This window comes from Parabacteroides caecihominis, assembly GCF_023656785.1.
GTDB lineage: Bacteria > Bacteroidota > Bacteroidia > Bacteroidales > Tannerellaceae > Parabacteroides > Parabacteroides segnis.
This window is the reverse complement of the sequence record NZ_JAMOKS010000051.1, coordinates 13,968-36,847: the sequence shown is the minus strand read 5'-3', so window position 1 is coordinate 36,847 and position 22,880 is coordinate 13,968. Positions and strand designations below refer to the sequence as shown.

The window sequence follows — 22,880 nt, the reverse complement described above, 5'->3', positions numbered from 1 at the left end:
CCGGTGTATACAATAATACAACCTGCCACTGTCCCTTTAAAAGCTGCTTCTCCCAAGAAGCAGCTGATTCTGATCGGATTTGTATTCCTTGCCATATTCGGCGGAATCGGTTATCTGTTTATCAAAGACCTTTTCAAAACAGATTCTTATGCTTGATTCTTTTGTATTGAAGTTTTCTTGCCTTTTACAATACAGCTACAATTTTCCTGATATTGGCAAGTCTTTCAGCAAAGGACTTATCGGATTTTGCTACTTGTAAGTTGTAGTCGGATTGTATTTTGAGCAATGGTTCGGGATCAATACCTAAGGCGGCTTCAAATAAAAGCGCATATTCTGTTGAAATGGCGCGCTTACCATTTAATATTTCATTAAGCAACGTAGGAGAAATGCCCATTTGGGCAGCAAGCTTTCTTTGTGGAATGCCCCGATATTCAATTTCATCTTTCAATATTTCACCCGGGTGTATCGGTTCGGCCGGGGTCAGATTGTTAGCTATCATTTTGGGATCAACGCCTTTCAATGTAATCATAACGGCTTTTATTTGTAATGGTTTGACAATTCGATTATATTACATACGGTAACAATCGGTTCTTCCATTGATTCTTTTATGGTAAATTCGATTCGGTATTTATCATTTACCCTTATAGATGAAAGTCCCTTTTTATCTCCTTTCAGCATTTCATAATTTAGTGAATTGTATTTTGCTAGAGATGTAATATCTGGTACGCTTTTCATCAATTGAACACATTTGTGATAGCGTCTTACAATATCAGGTTGATAACGATGTTTTTTGTCATTCGTTGTTCCTTTTTCGTAAAGCTCCTGCAAATATGCTTCTTCAAATGTAACAACCATATTGTTTCGTATTTTATGCAAAGATAACATTTTCTTTTAGTATTCACAAATATGTGAATTGAAATTTCTCAATGTCACTCTGCGATCTTTATCATTCTTATCATTATTTTGTTACTGAAGAATCCGGCTGTCTGCTGGTAGGCTTCAGGGAAGATTCCGTTACTTTCATTGTGAAAGAGGTATGGAATAAGGAACCTGTCGGCTTGCCGGAAGTGGACAGGCTGTATACTGAAATGCAGCGAATCGGGGAAATGTGCGGCTGCAACCAGTTCCGGATTCTGGCTCATGGCGGTTATCTGCCGGAGGCACTTTCCTTTGAACTGCATGGACTGACTGTTTCGGATGAAGGCTATCTGAAAAGCTTGGAAACGGGAAAGCATATTGAACTCTTTTCACATAATGAAGCGGCTTACCGGGCTATTGAGGAAGGATTCAAAACAAACAGGATCGGAGCCGTTGTACAGGCGACCGGAACAGGAAAATCCTATTTGATTGCCCGCTATATCGTCAATCATTCGGAAGATGATATAGTGGTTATCGCTCCCAACGTTACGATCATTGCCGAGATCAAAAAAGCAATCGGCAGGACAATGCCGCATGTCGCCTACCGGACTTTTCAGGCATTAGTTCTGAATCGCGGAACAGTCGGTGAACTCAAAGCAAATCATATCATTATCGACGAGTTCCATCATTTCGGAGCGGAGGTATGGGGAAAGGCTGTACAGGAAGTAATAGATAACAATCCGGAAGCCCGTGTACTGGGAATGTCGGCAACTCCGATACGTCCTGAAGAGATGCTTGATACGGTAGAGGTCTATTTCAAGGGAAACCTGTTCCATGAACTGTCTTTGTCTATGGCCTGGTATTATAAGATCCTGCCTGTTCCTGTCCTGGTGCAGAGCGTATTCGATCTGAATAACCAACTGGATAAGGTACAGCGTATGCTGAACAGGAGTGACTGTACTTCTGAAAGGCGCAAGCATATTCAGGACAAAATAGACTTTGCCCGACTGGATTTTCGCGGCTCGTTGAGTGCATCGGAACTGATCCGGCGTTATCTTCCGAAAGAGGTAAAGAAAATGCTTGTCTTCTGTAAAGACAAGGAGGATCTTCAGCATATGATTCCCGAAGTCTCGAACTGGCTCGAGCAGGCTGGCTTTGAAACGGAAACATTCGAGATCCATAACGGACTCAGCAATCGGGAGAATGAAAAGACATTGCGTCGTTTCCGTAGGGAAACGGGAAAACTGCATGTCCTTTTCTCTATAAATATGTTGATCGAAGGATTGCATGTGGAAGGAGTAGATGCTGCCATGTTCCTGCGTCGGACGGAATCATATGTGGTTGCCTTGCAGCAGTTGGGCCGTTGCCTGAAAGCCGGTTCGGACCGGCATCCGGTAGTACTTGACTTCGTCAATAACCTTTCGGGCCGTTCTGTTTATGAGGCTATGTCAAGGGAGTTGGCTTATCATCCGGCGGTTCGTGCCCCAAAGAGCTTTAAAGGCTTTATGGAATTTGAGGTAACGGGATTCCTGTCTGATATCCGTGCCCGTGTGGATGATATGCTGGCGGAGTTGGATGCGTGGCCGGTAATGTATGAACGTTTAATCGAATATAAGGAACGTGAAGGACGTTGGCCGCAGGCAGCCGAAGGGAAACTGGGAAACTGGTGTAACACCCAGCGGATTGCCCGGAAGAAAGGGACGTTATCGGAAGATTACATCTCGCAACTGGACCGGGTCGGTTTCGAATGGGAGGTACAGGACAGTCGTTGGATGAACTGCTTTGAAGAACTGAAAGCATTTATGGCTGTTGAACACCGCTGTCCCAAACGCGGCGAAAACAAACTGAATACCTGGTGTAACACCCAACGGCAGGCACGAAAGAAAGGTCTCCTTTCCAATGAAAGAATCCGGTTACTCGACTCGATCGGCTTCTGGTGGGAACAGGATCTGGATTCGCTCTGGACAGAGAACTGGCTACAGGTACTTACTTACTACAAAAAACACAACCGCTGGCCCAAAAGCAATGAAGGCAAAGCCGGCAGCTGGTGTAACACCCAGCGTAAGAACCGAAAACAAGGTTTACTTTCGGCTGAACGCATCGCCCAGATGGATGCCGAAGGTTTTATCTGGACCATTGATGATGTCTGGATGGAAAACTATGAAAAACTACAGCAATTCTTTTCTGAAAACAACCGCTGGCCAACCGCCCGTGAGAACAAGCTGGGCAGTTGGTGCTTCGTTCAGCGCAGAGCCTTGAAAAAAGGCGAGCTCCCTCCTACCCGTAAAGATCTTCTGGATAAGATCGCATTTCCCTGGAGTCTGAAATAATCTGTTTAACAATTACACATATTCGTCAAAAAGCTCCTTACCTTAATCCTCTTTGATATTCTTTTGGCGATACTCCCGTATGCTTTTTAAAGAATTTCCCGAAAGTTGACTGATCCGGAAAATTCATTTCCTGTGCTATCTCATTGATGGTCTTTCCCGGCTGGCGCATCAGGCATTTAGCTTCCATAACAACGGCATTGACGATCCATTTCATGGCCGAACCACCGTCATGTTCCCTGATAACGCGGGAAAGATAATCGGGGGTCACGCAAAGCAGCTGTGCATAATATCCCACATCCCGGTGGTGCCGGCATTTTTCGACAAGCAATTCCCTGAACTTTTCACGTAATAGTTCGCTATGGGTAAGGTTGGGTTCTGCATTCCCGTGTTTCTTCCACCGGCTGTTGTCGATATCCCAAAGAAGGTTCATGATTTCGTTACGGATCATCGGTGAACGATACAAATGTGTTTCGTCGGATATATACGACTTTATACGTTCGATATATCCGATTACTCGGAGGAATTCCTGCTCTGAAAGCTCCTGTATCGGGTAAGCCCGTTTCAATTGCCCGGCTCTTGGAAGCCGTATCCCTACAGTCAGCCCCATTATTTCCGAACGGATTTCGGGCGAGAAGATGACAAGGTACCCTTTAAACCCGGGCGAATATGAAATATCGAGGATGATATCATTCGCAATAAGATGCATCGCCGTATTTTTCTGAATGTTATGTTGCTGATAATTCACGTCGATATCCATCTCTCCCGAAAGAATCAGAAAGAGTACGGATGCTTTTAAGCGCATAGGAACCCTCTCCTCTTTTTCTTCCGGGCCGGCCAGCGGATTATCGATATCAACGACAGCCAGCTGGTCTGTAAAATATTCATGGAGTACGCTTTTCTGCAAATACTCCGGCAAATTCATATCGAGTATAGTATCCATTGCGGTAGTTGACTAACAATTCTGTTGTAAAAATAATAATAAATCCACTTAAATCGGATATTGACTATACATTAACGAAAACTACCCTGTCGCGACTTTAGGTTTTCCCCGACATTTGCATACGGAACTAAACAATATCAATATTATATGATACATCTAAAAGAATTAAGTACAAAAACAAATGGTTTCGATCTTTCCCGCATCGGTTTGGGAACAATGAGACTGGCAGCAGACCAACAGGCTGGTGTCGATACTATCCATGCGGCGCTGGATGCCGGAGTGAACTTCCTGAATACCGCCGACTTCTACGGTCATGGCATTAGCGAAATGATCATCAAAGAAGCGTTGAAATCACGTAGACGGGAAGATGTATTTATCTCAGTGAAATTCGGAGGACTGATCTCCCCCAACGGTAAATTTTACGGAATAGACAGCCGTCCCGAACATGTTAAAAGTTTTCTGGCTTATACCCTGAAACGACTGGGAACCGATTACGTCGACCTTTACCAGCCCGCCCGTATCGACCCTCATATCCCGGTTGAAGATACGATCGGTGCGGTTGCCGATATGGTTAAGGCCGGATATGTAAAAAGTATCGGTATTTCTGAAGTGGACGGTGCGACGCTGCGCAAAGCAAATGCCGTGCATCCGATCAGCCTGGTCGAAGTACGCTATTCACTGATGGATCGCCATATCGAAGATGATCTCTTACCCACTGCACGGGAGTTAGGTGTCGGGGTTGTTGGTTTCGCCGTCCTTCTGGCCGGACTTATCGGAGGAAGTGCACAACAGCAAAAGCTATCGACAATGAGACATTTATCTTCCAGTGCACTCACGAACATCAATAATAACCTTACTGCAACCGAAGGACTGCAAGCAATAGCCCGCGAAAAGGGAATTACCCTGGCACAGCTGGCTATCGCCTGGGTGTTGGCACAAGGGGATGATATCATCGCCCTGGTAGGTTCAAGAACTGTCGACCAGATAAATGACTCACTGAAAGCAATCCATGTCAACCTGACCAAAAACGATCTTGAAAGAATGGAACAACTGATCCCGAAAGCGCAGGCAACGAGTTCCTATATGTTGGATATGAATCTTGACAAAAATGGTTTATTCATATAAGTTATGATCAAAAAAATTGCTTCTTTAACAGCATGTATATTCATTTTGTTACTATGGGCCGGAGGAAACACATATCTTCCGGCTTCCACCATTACAAACGGATCAAATGAAATACATGCAAACGATTCCATTATGACAGCTAAAGAACTTTATGATGCCTTCAAAAAAGATGAAGCAGCAGCTAAAAAACAATATAGTGGAAAAACAATCACGATAAAAGGCTTTGCTGTCTTTATCGGGCCGGATGTCTACGCACTTCCATCCGTGGAACTGTCGGAGAAAAAAGGAGGAAAAAGTCGGATACTTTGCGTACTTCCTTTCTCCGACTATCTTAAGTTGCGCAAAGTATCCAAAGGGGATGAAACGGTTATAACCGGAGAAGTCCGCGGCTTTTATGAAAAAGGTGACCAGGTTTTATTAAAGCAGTGTGAAATAAAATCTGCTGCCGGTACACCTTAATCAATCACTTCTGTTATTTGGATCTAGGCCTCCCTTCGCATGACCACAATCTCATCGAAGCGTTTTTGCGATGGAGTGCCGGTGATCTTTTTTCTTCATCTTTGATAATTACTGTAAGGGAATTTTACCGATAACGACCATCTGTAATTTGGGTTATTATTCCCGTAATCTATCTACAAGGTTATATCCGTAATCAGATTATCTTTGTAAAAATAAAAAGATTAATATGGAACAACTGAATGTATTCGATTGCTCGAATGTACTTATAGCGAGTTATTTCACCGATGACCGGGGATGCGCCCACGAAAACCGGGAACATACACTCATTTATTTATGTTCCGGTGAACTGGAAATTGAAGAACGCGGACAAAAAACAGTTCTGCATCCGGGTGAATGCGCTTTTATGAGACGTGATAACCGGATGTGGTTACAAAAACATGCCAATAAGGATAATCCTTATCGTTCTGTCGTATTGAAATTCACAAGACCTTTTTTAAGAGAATTTTATCAAACACTCGACAAGAAAGATATTCCGATGGAGTCGAAACGCGAAAAAGTGAGCCTGCGCGTGCTGCCGAACAATCGTCCCGATATACGTAGTTTGTTCGAGTCGGTCATTCCTTATTTCGATTCAGGGGTAAAACCATCCGATGATGTACTGAAACTGAAGATGATCGAGGGGACTTACCTTCTGCTCAATACGGACAAAAATCTCTATGCTTCGCTGTTCGATTTCACCAATCCATGGAAAATAGACATTCTCGACTACTTGAACGAGAATTATATGTACGACCTTTCGATGGAAGAAATCGCCGGTTACACAGGACGCAGCTTGGCGACTTTCAAGCGCGATTTCGCCAAAGTAAGTGATCTCACTCCGCAGAAATGGATCATCAAACGCCGCTTGGAGGCTGCACACAATTTAATAAGATCCGGCAAGAAAAAGGTTACGGAAGCCTGTTTCGATGTCGGTTTCAAAAACCTTTCACATTTCTCGAAGGTCTATAAAGAAGCATATGGTTATGCCCCTAGTGTGATTTGAAGCGGATATATCCGGAATAAATTTCAAAATGAACTTCATAACAAAACAGTTTGAGCCTCGCAGCAAAGTCGCTACGAGGCTCTCTTTTTACCTTTGCATCAGAACATTAATACAAAGAATCATGGAAACAATGAAAGAAAAAGTGGTAATGATTACCGGTGCTGCGGCAGGAATCGGCCTTGCTTGTGCCGAAGCATTTGCAAAAGCGGGTGCAACAACGATTCTGGTCGATATCAACAAACCGGAACCACAAACCCGGAAACTGACGGATGAAGGATTCAAGGCGGTCGCCTACGGTTGCGACGTGTCGGATACACAAGCTGTAAAAGAAATGGTCGATTGGATCGTCGCAACTTATGGGCATTTGGATGCTGCGTTGAACAATGCCGGTATCCAGACCCCGCAGCGACCAATGGCAGAGATTACCGATGAGGAATTCGACCGCACAGTAGCCGTTGATCTGAAAGGCGTGTGGAACTGCATGCGTTATGAGATCATCCAGATGTTGAAACAAGGAGGCGGAGCTATCGTCAATACCTCGTCGCAGGGTGGTGTGACAGGATTTCCGGGACAGGCTGCCTATATCGCTTGCAAGCATGCCGTTATCGGACTAACCCGAACGGCAGCCATCGACTATGCAGCCAAAGGTATTCGCATTAATGCCATTTGTCCGGGGGCTATCCGTACTCCGATGGCAGAAGAACTCATACGTCGTAATCCGAACCTGGAACAAGAACTGATACGCGATATTCCGGCCGGTCGTCTCGGCAAGCCCGAAGAGATAGCTAATGCCGTGTTGTGGCTTTGCAGTCCGCAGGCAAGTTTCGTGGACGGTCATGCCTTGCTGGTGGACGGTGCATTTTCAATACATTAACTTATAATACAAGAATCACAATGGGAAATAAGAATAAACAGAAAGATATCAGCCGCCGTGGTTTTCTGAAAACGGCAGCTACTATAAGTGCGGCATTGACGATACAGCCAGCAATCAATAAGGTAAAGGCAACCAGCGCTGCCCTTAACGGGAAAAGTACCTCTCCCGAAACCTTCCGAAAGATGCAGCATCGCACACTCGGTAGCGGTCGTGCCGCTATGGAAGTCTCCGCCCTCGGTTTCGGTGTAATGGGCATGACCTATAATCGTAGTCAGCATCCCGACAAAAAGGGATGTATCCGGTTGTTGCATGAGGCTGTGGATCGCGGAGTTACACTCTTTGATACAGCCATCATCTACGGCCCGCTGACTAATGAACTGCTGGCAGGCGAAGCACTCTCTGAATTCAAGGACAGAGTCAATGTGACGACCAAATTCGGACACGAAGTAATCGACGGGAAAGGCACAGGTCGTCAGGATAGCCGCCCAGAAACAGTTCGCCGCTACTGCGAAGAATCATTACGCCGCCTGCGCACCGATTCCATTCCACTTTTCTACCAGCACCGTTTTGACCGGAATGTGCCTATTGAAGATGTTGCAGGAACGATTTCCGATCTGATAAAAGAAGGTAAAATCCAACGATGGGGCTTATGCGAAGTAAGTGTGGAAACGATCCGCAAGGCACACGCCATCCAGCCGCTTACCGCCATCCAAAGCGAATACCACCTGATGCACCGTCTCGTCGAGGAAAATGGAGTGTTGGACGCATGTCGCGAACTGGGTATCGGCTTCGTGCCTTACAGTCCGTTGAACCGTGGTTTTCTGGGAGGTTGTATCAACGAATACACCACGTTCGACCCGAACAACGATAACCGTCAGGCCTTGCCTCGCTTTCAGCCGGAAGCCATACGTGCCAATATGCGCATAGTGAATGTACTGCAACAGTTCGGACGGACACGCGGTATGACCTCCTCGCAGGTCGCTCTCGGATGGTTGTTACAGAAGGCTCCGTGGATTGTGCCTATTCCGGGAACGACTAAACTCTCGCATTTGGAAGAGAACTTGCAAACGATAGAATTCAGCGTTACACCCGAAGAATGGAAAGAGTTGGAGAACATGGTAGCAGCTATTCCCGTTATAGGAGACCGCTATAATGCCGAACAGCAGAAACAAGTGGGATTCTAAATTAAATTCACGATAAACCGCAAAAACCTTTTGAATACGGCATCTTTTCGCGAGTTCTTCATATATTTGCGGCATGACAAAGATTAATCGCTGTGAAGATTTGGAGAAGCTCGTTGCAAAGATGGGATTTTTACCCTTCTTTGCGAATGGCATTGAGGATTTTTCCATTGAAGAATTTACTCCGCAGGAATTATGGTTTTCCGATGAAGAAGAGGGGCCGTGGGAATGGAAAGGCCCTGTTATCCGAAATTTCAATTGTGCTTATGGGAAACTCTTTCAGAAGAAAGCTGGGTTTGTCAGCATGGAATGGTTTCCGGAACTTGTAAACTACAGGCGTGCTATGTACAATCTGAAAGCGGAACCTTTACAAAGTATGGGTAACGTTATTTATAAGACAGTCACAGAACATGAGTCCCTCCTATCCAAAGAGATAAAAGCGTTGTGTGGTTACAAGAAGCAGCCAGTCAAAAGAAGTGTCAATCCGTTCGACTCATGGGAAACAAGCGAAACACAGGCTTTACTTAAAAAGACAAAACCCAAAGGAGATGGATTTGAAACAGTCATAACCCGGCTGCAAATGGGAACATGGCTCGTTGTGGCTGATTTCGAATACCGATATGACAAGAAGGGAGAGCCTTACGGATGGGGTATCGCCAGATATACAACGCCGGAAGTACTGTTCGGCAAAGAAAAAGTACAGGCTGCCGGCAACCGGTCACCGGAAGAGTCAAAGCAACGCTTGATAGATTACCTCACACAATTATTGCCGCAAGCAACACCGGAGCAAATTCTGAAAATACTAGGGTAAATTGGCAAACACTATTTTTATGGGGATCAGTAAAAATGGTAGATAATATGGTAATCTGTCTATGGATTCTCTTTTCTATTGAACGTAAATTTGCTATATGATTTTAGAACAAGAACTATTAATAGAAAAGAGAAACATGAAAACAAGAAAATTAGGAAACAACGGATTGGAAGTATCTTCCATCGGACTTGGTTGTATGGGAATGAGTTTTGGTTACCTCCCTATCCCCGACCGTAACGAAATGATACAGGTAATCCGTTCAGCTTACGAAATGGGTGAAATCTTTTTCGATACCGCCGAAGTATACGGCCCATATACCAACGAAGAGCTAGTGGGTGAAGCAGTTGCCCCTTTCCGGGATAAAGTGGTTATAGCCACTAAATTCGGATTTAATATATCCGATGGCAAACAAGCCGGAACCAACAGCCGCCCTGAACATATTCGCCAGGTTGTAGAAGAATCCCTGAAAAGATTAAAAACAGATTACATCGATCTGCTCTATCAACATCGTGTAGACCCGAATGTTCCTATCGAGGATGTTGCAGGAACCGTAAAAGACCTCATTCTGGAAGGAAAAGTAAAACATTTCGGATTGTCGGAAGCCGGAGCAAAAACCATCCGCCGGGCGCACGCAGTTCAACCTGTTACTGCTTTGCAAAGTGAATACTCTCTCTGGTGGCGCCATCCCGAAACAGAAATTATCCCAACACTGGAAGAGCTGGGCATTGGTTTTGTTCCGTTCAGTCCGTTAGGAAAAGGGTATCTGACCGGCAGTTTTAACAAACAGACAACATTCAGTAAAGATGATTTCCGTAGCAAACTCCCACGTTTTACACAGGATGCGCTCGATGCTAATCAGGCGATAGTTGGTTTGTTGAAAAAGATTGCCGATGAGAAAGAAGCAACGCCTGCTCAAATAGCACTGGCATGGCTATTGGCACAAAAGCCGTGGATTGCTCCCATACCGGGAACGACCAAACTACATCGCCTGAAAGAAAACTTAGGTGCAGCTAAAATTCAACTGACAGACGAAGAACTTAAAAACATCGATGAAGCCAGCTCAAAAATAAAACTGACCGGCAACCGCTATCCTGAAGAACTGGAACGGACAACCGGATTATAAAAAAGAGTCCCTTCAAGGGATAATGTCTGTTCCCACAGATAACAGCTCCATGCCCGGAATACTTCACGGACATGGAGCTAATTTTTTACCATTATTAGCAGATGTAGCTGTATCAGGTATGGCTATCTCCTTAATATTTACTAACTTTGAAGAGATAACAAATACAAAAGCAGGAACTTACATAGTAAATCGCTTCAAAAGCAATAAGTTTATGATAATACATAAAAACGAAATTGTAATAAAATCTATCCAGAAAGAAGATATACCATTATTAGATAAATGGCTAGATAAAGAATATATTAAAAAATGGTTTGGAGAAAAGGATGATTGGCTAAACGAAATAAATGAGAGGAATGGACAATACAGTTTTTTAAAACACTTTATTGTTTACTATAACGACCGGAAAATAGGATATTGTCTTTATGCTGATTGCTTTTTTCTAAAAAGTCTGGAAGAAGAAGGACACGATTTCCAAGAGATGTATGGAGATGTTGCAGAACAAAATCACACTTATGAAATCGGTTATCTGATTGGTGAAGAAGAGTTCTTAAATCGGGGTATCGGAAAAAGAATCATTCAGATACTGGAAGATAGAATTATTGAAATCGGCGGAAAAGAAATAGCCGCAGACCCAGCGGAAGAAAATATTATTTCAATAAAGGCATTACTAAGTAATGGTTTTAAGAAAAAAAACGACGGAGACTACAGGAAGATCTGCAAAATGCGGTAAAGATGATTTCCACAGTAAACTACCGTGGAAATCTTTCTGTCCTTACTCTATATTACAAATATTCACGAAAGAACTGTTCGAGTTTGTCGAATGGAATGATATTCATTCGGTCGTACAAATCCGTATGGTTCGCATCGGGGATAATCAATAGTTCCTTGTTATCACCTTTCAACTTCTTGAACGCATCCTCGCTGAAATAACGTGAATGTGCCTTCTCTCCGTGAATCATCAATACCGCACTACGGATTTCATCGCTGTATGAAAGTATCGGCATATTGATGAATGAGAGTGATGAAGTCTTGTTCCAGCCACCATTCGAGTTAAGCGAACGCTTATGGTAACCACGCTGAGTTTTATAATAACTGTGATAATCCTTCAGAAATTGGGGAGCGTCGGAAGGTAACGGGTCCACGACTCCTCCGGCAAGGGCATACGTACCATTTCTGTAATCTTCCGTACGTTGCGCATTAAGCAGTTTGCGAAGTTCGTAGCGTGCGTCGGCATCCATTGTATCGAAATAGCCGTTTGCATTTACACGGCTCATGTCGTACATCGTTGAAGTGACGGTCGCTTTGATACGTGTATCGATAGCCGCAGCATTGAGCGCCATACCGCCCCATCCGCAAATACCGAGAATACCGATACGTTCCGCATCCACATCGTCGCGGGTGGAAAGATAGTCAACCGCCGCACTAAAATCCTCCGTATTGATATCCGGGGAAGCGACGTAACGGGGTTCACCACTACTCTCGCCGGTATAAGACGGATCGAAAGCAATGGTAAGAAATCCACGTTCCGCTAAAGTCTGCGCATATAGCCCCGATGACTGTTCTTTTACCGCCCCGAACGGGCCGCTCACAGCGATAGCCGGTAACTTACCTCCGGCATTTTTCGGAATATACAGATCGGCAGCAAGAGTAATGCCGTATCGGTTGTGGAAAGTCACTTTCGCGTGATTAACCTTGTCACTCTGCGGGAACACCTTGTCCCACTCTTCTGTTAAATTTAAATTCTTTTCCATACTATCGTTATTTAAATGATTGTCTGCAGCAAATAGATTTCCCGTGATGCAAAGACGTTTACAAAGGCAAAGATAAAGGCTTATATCACACAGTCTTGTAGACAAATTACAGATATTATAACCTTAATTACTGAATGTAATGCACACTAAAATTACAGATCAGTAATAATGGTACTTTTATCAGTAATTTGTATCTTAACAGATAGTAAGATCGCACTTAAATTTGCAACAAAATAAATAGTAATACTAAAGTTGCAGCGATTATGGATTATAAAAAACTAACACGCAGGGAAGCACTTAAATATCTAGGTACAACGGTGGCAGGTATGACACTTGCCTCCACCAGTGCACTTTCGATATTTACTTCCTGTACGGAAAAAGGAAAAAAACGCATCGTATTCTATTTCACTGCTACGGGTAACAGCCTTTATGCGGCTAAGAAATTTTCGGAAACTCCGTTAAGTATCCCACAGATACTGAAAGGGAAAAACCGTGTATTCGAAGCAGACGAGATAGGGATTGTCTTTCCCGACTATCGTGCCTTTGCACCTCTAATAGTGCAAAAGTTTATTCAGGAAGTTACCCTGAAAGCCTCCTATCTGTTCTCGGTCATTACTTTCGGGAACTACGATTGCAATGTGATAGAAAGCTGGAACCAGTTTGCCATTGAGCACGGTGTACATTTTAATTATATCACCACAATCAAGATGGTGGATAATTATCTTCCCGTGTTCGACATGGACGAACAGTTGAAAATGGATAAACAAGAAGAGAGCCAGTTGGAACAGGCCGTAGCCGATGTACTGGAAGAAAAGAATCATATCCCTTCCTTAACCGAAGAAGAACGCCAACAATGTTTACGGGTCCTGCAACGTGTACCGGAATTATTTCCTATCAGCAGTGAATTACTCCTTGAAGTGAATAAAAGTAGCTGCAACGGTTGTGGCATCTGCACCAAAGTATGCCCCCGGAAGAATTTCAGCCTGACCGACAAAGGGGTGGAACATACCGGCGATTGCGAATTCTGCCTGGCTTGCATACAGAATTGTCCGCAAAAAGCAATCGTACTGAAGAGAGGGGAAAGAAATAAGGAGGCCAGATACCGCCATCCCCGTATTTCCCTGAATGAAATAGTCCTTGCAAATAAACAATAATATAACTGAAAGAAATATGCTTAGAAAAATCAGAATTACACTTGCCATCCTTTCAATCATCGGAGTCAGCCTGTTGTTTCTCGACTTTACAGGAACGATCCATGCGTGGCTCGGATGGTTGGCTAAAATACAGTTTCTGCCGGCATTGCTGGCGCTGAATATCGGGGTAGTGATTACATTAGTGCTACTGACGCTGATATTCGGCAGGATTTATTGTTCCGTCATTTGCCCGTTAGGAATCATGCAGGATGGGATATCGTGGCTAGGAAGTAAAAGGAAGAAGAATCGTTTCCGCTATTCGCCGGCGATGTCGTGGTTGCGTTACGGAGTATTGGCGCTGTTTGTTGTGGCATTAGTGGCCGGTGCAGGTTCGCTGGTTGCTTTGCTGGCACCATATAGTTCTTACGGACGCATTGTTTCCAATTTGTTTGCACCGTTATATCAATGGGGAAACAACCTGCTGGCCTATTTCGCTGAACGTGCCGACAGCTATGCTTTCTATTCGGTAGATGTATGGATGAAAAGCTTCTCGACATTCGCTATTGCTGCTATTACTTTCATCGCACTGATCATTTTGTCCTGGAAGAATGGACGTACCTACTGCAATACAATCTGCCCTGTTGGAACCATATTGGGATTTTTCGCCCGCTATTCCTGGTTGAAGCCGGTTATCGATACTGACAAATGCGTAAACTGTAACCTCTGTGAGCGCAACTGCAAAGCAGCTTGCATTAACATCAAAGAACATCAGATCGATTACAGCCGCTGCGTATCCTGTATGAACTGCATTGAAAAATGTCCTAAAGATGCTATCCATTATACACATCACTCGAAAAAACAAGCCCTTCCTACTGATAGTCGCCGCCGCTTCCTGACTATCGGCGCCACGTTTGCAACAGCCTCTGCCCTGAAAGCACAGGAAAAGAAAGTGGACGGCGGACTGGCTGTTATAGAAGACAAGAAAATCCCGAACCGCTCCACTCCTATTACACCTCCGGGTTCCCATAGCATACGAAACTTTACACAACATTGCACGGCTTGTCAACTCTGTGTTTCAGTCTGTCCCAACCAGGTACTACGTCCTTCAACCAGCCTGATGACATTGATGCAGCCTGAGATGTCGTACGAACGTGGGTATTGCCGTTTGGAATGTACCCGTTGTGCAGATGTCTGTCCGGCAGGCGCTATCCTCCCTATTACAAAAGCGGATAAATCAGCCATCCAGATCGGCCGTGCTGTCTGGATAAAGGAGAACTGTGTACCTCTGACCGACGGTGTAGATTGCGGTAATTGCGCCCGCCACTGTCCGGCAGGAGCGATATTGATGGTCCCTTCCGACCCGGACATGTCAGATTCACCTAAAATTCCGGTAATCAATACGGAACGTTGTATCGGTTGTGGAGCTTGCGAGAATCTTTGTCCATCGCGTCCGTTCAGTGCCATTTATGTAGAAGGCCACGAGATGCACCGGATAGTATAATTCTGAATATTCTTATACATTATATAATAGAGCAATATGGAAAATAAAAATAAGAAAGATATAACCCGCCGCAACTTCTTCAAAATAGTCGGTACAGCCGGAGCCGTAACTGCCGGACTGACTGCCTGCGGTGGAAGGAATAACAATACGGCTGGTGGTGAGATCCCGACAGACAAGATGACTTATCGCACAAACCCTAAAACAGGAGATAAAGTCTCCCTGCTGGGTTTCGGCATGATGCGCCTCCCGTCAGTCGACGGACGAAGTGCCCGTGAAGGCAACGAAGAGATAGACCAGGAAATGGTAAACCAACTGGTGGACTATGCCATTGCCCACGGCGTGAATTATTTCGACACATCGCCAGCCTATTGCCGTGGAATGTCGGAACACGCAACGGGAATTGCCTTGAGCCGCCATCCGCGCGATACCTATTTTATTGCAACCAAACTGTCTAACTTCTCCCCTGCTTCCTGGCCGCTGGAAGCCTCCAAAGCCATGTATCATAATTCGATGAAGGAACTTCAGACGGATTATCTCGATTATCTTTTGCTGCATGGCATCGGCATGGGCAACGGCATGGAAGAATTTGAAGAACGTTACATGAAGAACGGACTGCTCGATTATCTCGTGGAGGAACGCAAATCGGGACGCATCCGTAACCTCGGTTTCTCTTATCACGGAGATATAAAAGTGTTCGATTACCTCCTTTCGCGTCATGATGAATACAAATGGGACTTTGTGCAGATCCAGCTGAATTATCTGGATTGGAAATATGCCAAAGAGATCAATCCGCGAAATACGGATGCCGAGTATTTGTATAATGAACTAGCAAAGCGCAACATCCCTGCTATCATCATGGAGCCGCTATTAGGTGGAAGGCTCTCCAATGCACCGGGTAATATCGTAGCCCGTCTGAAACAGCGCAAACCCGAGTTGAGTGTTGCCTCCTGGGCATTCCGCTTCGCCGGAAGTTTCCCGAATGTATTGACTGTGTTGAGCGGCATGACACGCATGGAGCATTTACAGGATAATCTCCGGACCTACGCTCCCTTAGACGCACTGACCGAAGATGATTTCAGCTTCCTGCAGCAGACAGCTACCATGATGATGCAGTTCAATACCATTCCCTGCAACGATTGCAAATATTGTATGCCCTGTCCTTATGGCATCGATATTCCTGCTATTCTTTTGCATTACAACAAATGCCTGAACGAAGGAAATGTCATAGATAATACGCAGGACGAGAAGTACCGCGAAGCCCGTCGTGCCTATCTGATAGGTTACGACCGCAGTGTGCCTAAACTCCGCCAGGCCGACCATTGTACCGGTTGCAATCAATGCAGTATGCACTGCCCGCAACGAATTGACATTCCGAAGCAGATGCAACGGATAAATAGTTATGTGGAAGAGTTGAAAGCCGAAACAATGACGAGGAAATAATGACACAGTACGATACGATTTTCGTAGGTTCACACTGTTGGTAGCATCAGCCTGCCAAAACAGTCTGTACATTGGACGGTATTGATATACCAGATAGTGCTAACGGGACGGAAACTATGCTTTGCAAAATCCGTCCTATAATTTTTTTGCCCTCTGAATTACAATGTACACAGGAGCAGTATATGTTTGTTTTATTTCATTAGACTTTCTTTTCTTAAAATATCTGTATACTATAAATATAGAAGATTTATATAGAAATTCAGACAAACATTTTCTTACATTTATCTGTTAAATTTGCGCCATTTAACAAATTAAGACATATATGATACAAGCAAGAACAAGATGGATACAGCTGATGATGATTATTGGTTGTACTACTACGATGTGGATGACATCCTGTAAAAAAGAGACGTCGAATGCACAGATGAAAGCGTCTTATGCAACAATGAAAGTTTCAACAGCCAATAGGGAGTTGACCGTTCCCTATTCAGCGTCTATTCGTGGTCGCCAAGATATAGATATTTATCCACAAGTATCAGGAACCATAGAACGACTCTGTGTGACAGAAGGGCAGGTTGTACGAAAAGGACAGTTACTCTTTGTAATAGACCAAGTTCCTTATAAGGCAGCCTTGAAAACAGCCCAGGCAAACGTAGAGGTTGCAAAAGCAGCTTTAGGTACTGCCGAACTGAATTACAACAGTACAAAAGAACTCTTTGCCAAAAAAGTTGTTTCTGAATTTAATCTGAAAACAAGCCAGAATAATTATCTGACAGCAAAAGCCCAACTGGCACAGGCTGAAGCGCAAGAGTTAAATGCCAGCAACAACCTTTCCTACACGGAGGTGAAAAGTCCGAGCGACGGAGTAGTCGGTATGTTACCATACCGTGTCGGAGCATTGGTTAGCGCCAACATTCCTCAACCGCTGACAACTGTTTCCGACAATTCAAACATGTATGTTTACTTTTCCATGACAGAAAATCAACTTCTGGCAATGAGTCGTCAATATAAAAGTATGGATGAAGCTTTGGCCAATATGCCAGAAGTCAGTTTAAAACTAAACGACCAGTCTATTTATGAGCCGAAAGGTAAAATAGAATCCATCAGTGGAGTGATTGACCGACAGACCGGTACGGTGGGTGTACGAGCAGTATTTCCAAACGAATCCCGCCTGCTTCATAGCGGAGCTTCCGGTAATGTACTCATTCCACAAACTTACAAAGACTGTATCGTTATTCCACAAGGAGCAACGGTTCGCCTGCAAGATAAAACCGTTGTCTACAAAGTAGTGGACGGCAAAGCAGTTTCCACATTAATTACCGTTGCCGAAATCAATGACGGTCGTGAATATATTGTACTTGACGGACTAAAAGTCGGTGAAGAAATTATATCCGAAGGAGCCGGATTGGTACGTGAAGGAACACAAGTTAAATAAAGAATCAAAGTATGAAAGGAAATATATTTATTAAACGGCCTGTTATGGCTATTTCCATCTCCATTCTTATTTTGGCGATCGGATTAATTTCGCTTTTTACTTTACCGGTCGAGCAATATCCCGATATTGCCCCCCCTACGGTCCATGTATCGGCAAGCTATACCGGAGCTGATGCAGATGCGGTAATGAACAGTGTCATCATGCCACTGGAAGAAAGTATCAATGGTGTGGAAAATATGATGTACATGACTTCCACGGCTACCAATGCAGGTTCAGCAACTATCGAAGTATACTTCAAACAAGGGACAAATCCTGATATGGCTGCTGTTAATGTTCAAAATCGTGTAACAAAAGCACAAGGTTTATTACCGGCAGAAGTAACCCGTATCGGTGTCAGCACACAGAAACGGCAAACCAGCTTCCTACAAATCGACGCACTCGTTAGTTCTGACGGACGCTATGACAAAACATTTCTCGGAAATTACCTGGACATCAACGTCGTACCGCGTATCAAGCGTATCGAAGGTGTAGGTGACGTAATGGAGCTGGGCGATACATATAGTATGCGTATCTGGCTGAACCCCGAACGCATGGCTCAATATGGATTAATCCCGTCAGACGTGACTTCCGTATTGGGAGAACAAAATATCGAAGCACCTACCGGTTCATTAGGGGAAAATTCAAAAAATGTATTCCAATATACAATGAAATACCGCGGACGCCTGAAGAGTGTGGAAGAATTTCAGAATATCGTTGTCCGCGCTCAGGAAGATGGTTCCGTATTACGTCTGAAAGATGTGGCCAAGGTTGAATTAGGAACGTTAAGTTATGGTTTCGACAGCCAAATGGACGGTAAGCCGGCTGTAACATTCCTAATCTATCAGGTGGCAGGATCCAACGCTACGGAGGTAAATGAACGTATCGCCGCAGAACTAAAAGAAATGGAAAAAGAATTGCCTGCCGGCATGGAATTTATTACAATGATGAGTTCCAACGACTTCCTTTTTGCCTCTATTTATAATGTAGTAGAAACATTGATCGTTGCAATCATACTTGTAATCCTTGTGGTATATTTCTTCCTTCAGGACTTCAAGAGTACACTTATACCTTCTATCTCGATTATAGTTTCGCTTATCGGAACATTCGCCTGTCTGACAGCTGCCGGATTTACCATCAATATCTTAACCTTGTTCGCCTTAGTACTTGCTATCGGTACGGTGGTGGACGATGCTATCGTGGTAGTTGAAGCCGTACAAGCGAAATTCGATGCCGGTTACACCTCCTCTTACCAGGCGACAAAAGATGCGATGGGTGATGTAACAATGGCCGTTATTTCCTGTACATGTGTATTTATGGCCGTGTTTGTACCTGTAACTTTTATGGGGGGAACTTCCGGTATCTTTTATACACAGTTCGGTGTAACAATGGCTACGTCCGTAGGTCTTTCCATGATTTGTGCTTTAACGCTCTGTCCGGCTCTTTGTGCCATGATGATGCGTCCCAGTGACGGAAACAAGAGTGCTAAAAGCATTAATGGACGAGTACGAGCTGCTTATAATGCTTCATTCAACGCTGTATTGGGCAAATACAAAAAAGGCGTTATGTTTTTTATCCATCACCGCTGGATGGTATGGACTGGTATGATCGCCTCTATCATCTTATTGGGATGGCTAATCAGCAGTACAAAGACAGGTCTTGTTCCACAGGAAGACCAGGGAACCATCATGGCCAACGTCGCCATTGCTCCAGGTAGTACACTGGAAGAGACTGGTAAAGTGTTAGACAAAGTTGAAGATATCTTGAAAAACACACCAGAGATTGACCACTACTCCCGCGTAGCCGGTTACGGCTTCCTGGCAGGCCAGGGTACTTCTTACGGTATGGCGATCATCCGTCTGAAAGACTGGAGTGAACGTAAAGGCAGCGAGCATGTTTCCGATGCTGTAGTGGCTCGCCTGAATGCACAATTCGCTCAAATCAAAGAAGCGCAGATATTCTGTTTTCAGCCGGGTATGATTCCAGGCTATGGTATGGGTAACTCTATCGAGCTGAATTTACAAGACCGTACAGGTGGAGAAATGAGTACGTTCTACAGCAATGCCATGCAGTATATCGGAGCCTTAAACCAACGTCCCGAAATAGCAATGGCTTATACGTCTTATGCCATGAACTTCCCGCAGATTGCAGTGGATGTAGATGCCGCCAAATGTAAACGTGCAGGAATTTCTCCTTCAACAGTACTCGATGTACTGGGTAGTTATTGCGGTGGTGCATACATTTCCAACTATAACCAGTTCGGAAAAGTATACCGTGTAATGTCACAGGCTGCACCGGAATACCGCCTTGACGAACAAGCACTGAATAATATGTTCGTAAGAAACGGTACGGAAATGGCTCCTATCAGCCAGTTCGTAACTTTAAAACGCACACTCGGCCCTGAAGTTGCCAACCGTTTTAACCTCTTTAGTTGTATTACAGTCAATGTGAATCCGGCACCGGGATATTCCACTGGTGAAGTACAGCAAGCTATCGAAGAGATTGCCTCACAAATGTTACCTACAGGTTACGGTTACGAATACGGTGGTATGGCACGTGAAGAGGCTAGTAGCGGAGGTTCGCAAACGCTATTTATCTATGCTGTCTGCATCCTGCTCATCTACTTGATCTTGGCTTGTCTTTACGAAAGTTTCCTTGTTCCCTGGGCTGTTATTCTTTCCGTTCCGTTCGGTTTGATGGGTTCATTCCTGTTTGCCAAACTATTCGGATTGGAAAACAACATCTACCTGCAAACAGGTGTAATCATGTTGATTGGTCTTTTAGCCAAGACAGCGATTTTGATTACAGAGTTTGCTATCGAACGCCGCCGTCAAGGAATGGGTATCATCGAATCCGCATATTCGGCAGCCCAAGCTCGTCTGCGCCCGATTCTGATGACCGTACTTACAATGATTTTTGGTATGCTTCCGTTGATGTTCTCTAGCGGGGCTGGCGCCAATGGTAACAGCTCGTTGGGTACAGGAGTTGTCGGTGGTATGGCTATTGGAACATTGGCATTACTGTTCGTTGTGCCGGTATTCTACATCATTTTCGAATATCTGCAAGAAAAAATCCGTCCGCCAATGGAAGTGGAAACCGATATCCAAGTTGCGTTGGAAAAGCAAAAAAGCCAAACCGAACGTGACGGTTTAAACAATGAAAATAATTAAGATATGAAGAAAATAATTGTATTAACAACCGCAACTGCCTTACTTAGCAGTTGCGGCATATACACCAAATATCAACCGGCTACAACAACTCCGGATAATTTATATGGAGAGGAAGTTATCATCGATGATACGACAAACTTCGGTAACGTAAATTGGCGGGAACTTTTTACAGACCCACAATTACAAACACTTATCGAACAAGGGTTACAAAACAATACCGACCTCTTATCCGCTCAATTACGGATTGAAGAAGCGGAAGCGGCATTAATGTCGGCTAAACTCGCATTTCTGCCTTCATTTGCCCTTGCCCCCCAAGGAACGATAAGCAGTTTCGATGGTGGCAAAGCGACTAAAACATACACATTGCCTGTCACAGCCAGCTGGGAACTGGATATTTTCGGACGTCTGCGTAATGCCAAACAACAAGCAAAAGCGTTATACGCCCAAAGTAAAGATTACCAGCAAGCCATACGTAGCCAACTGATTACCGGAATAGCAAACATATATTATACGCTATTGATGCTGGACGAACAATTAACGATCTCACAACAAACAGAAGAATCCTGGAAAGAGACAGTTGCTTCTACCCGTGCATTGATGGATGCTGGTTTGGCCAACGAAGCTGCCACATCTCAAATGGAAGCCGCCTACTACAATGTACAAACTTCCATACTCGATCTAAAAGAACAGATCAACCAGGTAGAAAATAGCCTTGCGTTATTGCTTGCTGAAACTCCACGCCGCTATGAACGTGGTAAATTGGCAGACCAACAATTTCCGGAAGACGTAGCAGTCGGAGTTCCTATACAGATGCTATCAAACCGGCCCGATGTCCGTTCCGCCGAGCGTTCACTGGAACAGGCATTTTACGTAACCAATCAGGCACGTTCCGCTTTCTATCCCTCGATAACATTGAGCGGTAGCGCGGGATGGACTAACAATGCCGGTTCGATGATTGTAAATCCGGGTAAGTTCCTTGCTTCGGCAGTAGGTTCACTCACACAACCATTGTTCAACAAAGGACAGATCATGGCTCAATATCGCATAGCCAAAGCACAGCAGGAGGAAGCAAGTCTGGCATTCCAACAAGCTCTTCTGAATGCAGGAAGTGAAGTCAACGATGCTTTGGTTGCCTGTCAGAGCAGTAAGGCAAAAACAGCCTTGTTTGAAAAACAAATTCTTTCTTTACAGAAAGCATTGGAAAGCACATCTTTATTGATGGAATACGGCACAACCACCTATCTGGAAGTACTGACAGCCCGTCAATCACTGTTAAGTGCACAATTATCACAAACCGCCAACCGATTTACCGAGATACAAAGCGTGATAAACCTCTATCGAGCTTTAGGTGGTGGCAGAGAATAAGACAACATTTGATAATTCATAAAACTTTAACCAAACCTTACTTTACAATCGGACCTGCTTCTAATAGAAAATTTTAGTTTCTAAAAAAGCAGGTCCTTTTTATATCCAGTAAAAATGATTTCGTTTCACTACAAACAACAAAAAAGCCCCGATTCTGTATGAACCAGAGCTTTTTTGTTGTTTGCTTTCTTTTGAAAGCGGTCCGGACGGGACTCGAACCCGCGACCCCATGCGTGACAGGCATGTATTCTAACCAACTGAACTACCGAACCAATGTTTTCGTATCGCATCTCTCTCGATTGCGGT

The 22,880-nt window shown here is 44.3% G+C and carries 19 protein-coding genes, 1 tRNA gene and 1 pseudogene; 16 read left to right on the top strand and 5 right to left on the bottom strand.

All coding sequences use genetic code 11. The features are described from left to right. Positions 1 to 156, top strand: a pseudogene (locus NBH14_RS26335) (chain-length determining protein); the annotation flags it as partial. 28 nt (positions 157 to 184) lie between these two features. Here NBH14_RS26335 and NBH14_RS26330 read toward each other — a convergent pair. Beyond that, entirely contained in the window at positions 185 to 529 is a 345-nt protein-coding gene (locus tag NBH14_RS26330; protein ID WP_186961734.1) for a HigA family addiction module antitoxin, read from the bottom strand. A gap of 8 nt (positions 530 to 537) precedes the next feature. After that, on the bottom strand, positions 538 to 855 hold the full coding sequence (locus NBH14_RS26325; protein WP_186961733.1) for a type II toxin-antitoxin system RelE/ParE family toxin: 318 nt from the start codon (positions 853 to 855) through the stop codon (positions 538 to 540). Between the two features lie 71 nt (positions 856 to 926). Here NBH14_RS26325 and NBH14_RS26320 point away from each other — a divergent pair, with 71 nt between their 5' ends. After that, on the top strand, positions 927 to 3,188 hold the full coding sequence (locus NBH14_RS26320) for a Helicase associated domain protein (RefSeq protein WP_186961732.1): 2,262 nt from the start codon (positions 927 to 929) through the stop codon (positions 3,186 to 3,188). Between the two features lie 37 nt (positions 3,189 to 3,225). Here NBH14_RS26320 and NBH14_RS26315 read toward each other — a convergent pair whose 3' ends face one another. Next, positions 3,226 to 4,128: a helix-turn-helix domain-containing protein gene (locus NBH14_RS26315; protein WP_186961731.1), complete on the bottom strand. Its 903-nt coding sequence runs from the start codon at positions 4,126 to 4,128 to the stop codon at positions 3,226 to 3,228. Positions 4,129 to 4,275: 147 nt separating this feature from the next. Here NBH14_RS26315 and NBH14_RS26310 point away from each other — a divergent pair, with 147 nt between their 5' ends. The 8 genes from NBH14_RS26310 (at position 4,276) to NBH14_RS26275 (ending at position 11,473) form a co-directional block, all read left to right on the top strand. Further along, a complete protein-coding gene (locus tag NBH14_RS26310) occupies positions 4,276 to 5,253 on the top strand; it encodes an aldo/keto reductase (RefSeq protein WP_186961730.1) in 978 nt (325 codons plus the stop codon). A 3-nt stretch (positions 5,254 to 5,256) separates the two neighbouring features. After that, the gene (locus tag NBH14_RS26305; RefSeq protein ID WP_186961729.1) at positions 5,257 to 5,712 is read left to right on the top strand and encodes an OB-fold protein; all 456 of its coding nucleotides are present in this window, start codon (positions 5,257 to 5,259) and stop codon (positions 5,710 to 5,712) included. A gap of 226 nt (positions 5,713 to 5,938) precedes the next feature. After that, positions 5,939 to 6,754 (top strand): helix-turn-helix domain-containing protein, encoded by an 816-nt coding sequence (locus NBH14_RS26300; protein WP_186961728.1) that lies wholly within the window; start codon positions 5,939 to 5,941, stop codon positions 6,752 to 6,754. Between the two features lie 121 nt (positions 6,755 to 6,875). After that, complete coding sequence (locus NBH14_RS26295; protein ID WP_186961727.1) at positions 6,876 to 7,628, top strand: SDR family NAD(P)-dependent oxidoreductase; 753 nt, start codon at positions 6,876 to 6,878, stop codon at positions 7,626 to 7,628. Between the two features lie 20 nt (positions 7,629 to 7,648). Further along, complete coding sequence (locus tag NBH14_RS26290; protein ID WP_186961726.1) at positions 7,649 to 8,812, top strand: aldo/keto reductase; 1,164 nt, start codon at positions 7,649 to 7,651, stop codon at positions 8,810 to 8,812. A 73-nt stretch (positions 8,813 to 8,885) separates the two neighbouring features. Then, entirely contained in the window at positions 8,886 to 9,620 is a 735-nt protein-coding gene (locus NBH14_RS26285) for an AlkZ-related protein (protein WP_186961725.1), read from the top strand. 136 nt (positions 9,621 to 9,756) lie between these two features. Beyond that, positions 9,757 to 10,743 carry an aldo/keto reductase gene (locus NBH14_RS26280; RefSeq protein WP_186961724.1) on the top strand — a complete coding sequence of 329 codons (987 nt, stop codon included), beginning with the start codon at positions 9,757 to 9,759 and terminating at the stop codon, positions 10,741 to 10,743. 211 nt (positions 10,744 to 10,954) lie between these two features. Further along, positions 10,955 to 11,473: a GNAT family N-acetyltransferase gene (locus tag NBH14_RS26275; protein WP_186961737.1), complete on the top strand. Its 519-nt coding sequence runs from the start codon at positions 10,955 to 10,957 to the stop codon at positions 11,471 to 11,473. Between the two features lie 52 nt (positions 11,474 to 11,525). Here the strand turns inward: NBH14_RS26275 and NBH14_RS26270 are convergent, their stop codons facing one another. Further along, entirely contained in the window at positions 11,526 to 12,494 is a 969-nt protein-coding gene (locus NBH14_RS26270) for an alpha/beta hydrolase (protein ID WP_250817890.1), read from the bottom strand. 263 nt (positions 12,495 to 12,757) lie between these two features. Between NBH14_RS26270 and NBH14_RS26265 the strand changes: the two genes are divergently transcribed. The 6 genes from NBH14_RS26265 to NBH14_RS26240 all read left to right on the top strand — a co-directional run bounded on the left by NBH14_RS26265 (position 12,758) and on the right by NBH14_RS26240 (position 22,574). Then, positions 12,758 to 13,648, top strand: coding sequence for an EFR1 family ferrodoxin (locus NBH14_RS26265; protein WP_186961723.1), 891 nt, complete (start codon positions 12,758 to 12,760; stop codon positions 13,646 to 13,648). A 16-nt stretch (positions 13,649 to 13,664) separates the two neighbouring features. Beyond that, positions 13,665 to 15,128, top strand: coding sequence for a 4Fe-4S binding protein (locus NBH14_RS26260; protein WP_186961722.1), 1,464 nt, complete (start codon positions 13,665 to 13,667; stop codon positions 15,126 to 15,128). 36 nt (positions 15,129 to 15,164) lie between these two features. Continuing rightward, positions 15,165 to 16,568 (top strand): aldo/keto reductase, encoded by a 1,404-nt coding sequence (locus tag NBH14_RS26255; protein ID WP_186961721.1) that lies wholly within the window; start codon positions 15,165 to 15,167, stop codon positions 16,566 to 16,568. Positions 16,569 to 16,890: 322 nt separating this feature from the next. Further along, complete coding sequence (locus NBH14_RS26250; protein WP_128134933.1) at positions 16,891 to 18,003, top strand: efflux RND transporter periplasmic adaptor subunit; 1,113 nt, start codon at positions 16,891 to 16,893, stop codon at positions 18,001 to 18,003. 11 nt (positions 18,004 to 18,014) lie between these two features. After that, complete coding sequence (locus NBH14_RS26245; RefSeq protein ID WP_186961720.1) at positions 18,015 to 21,209, top strand: efflux RND transporter permease subunit; 3,195 nt, start codon at positions 18,015 to 18,017, stop codon at positions 21,207 to 21,209. Between the two features lie 3 nt (positions 21,210 to 21,212). Next, the gene (locus NBH14_RS26240; RefSeq protein WP_186961719.1) at positions 21,213 to 22,574 is read left to right on the top strand and encodes a TolC family protein; all 1,362 of its coding nucleotides are present in this window, start codon (positions 21,213 to 21,215) and stop codon (positions 22,572 to 22,574) included. A 198-nt stretch (positions 22,575 to 22,772) separates the two neighbouring features. On the opposite strand, the gene NBH14_RS26235 is transcribed toward NBH14_RS26240, so the two are convergent. After that, a tRNA-Asp gene (locus tag NBH14_RS26235) sits at positions 22,773 to 22,846 on the bottom strand. Positions 22,847 to 22,880: the final 34 nt, after the last annotated feature.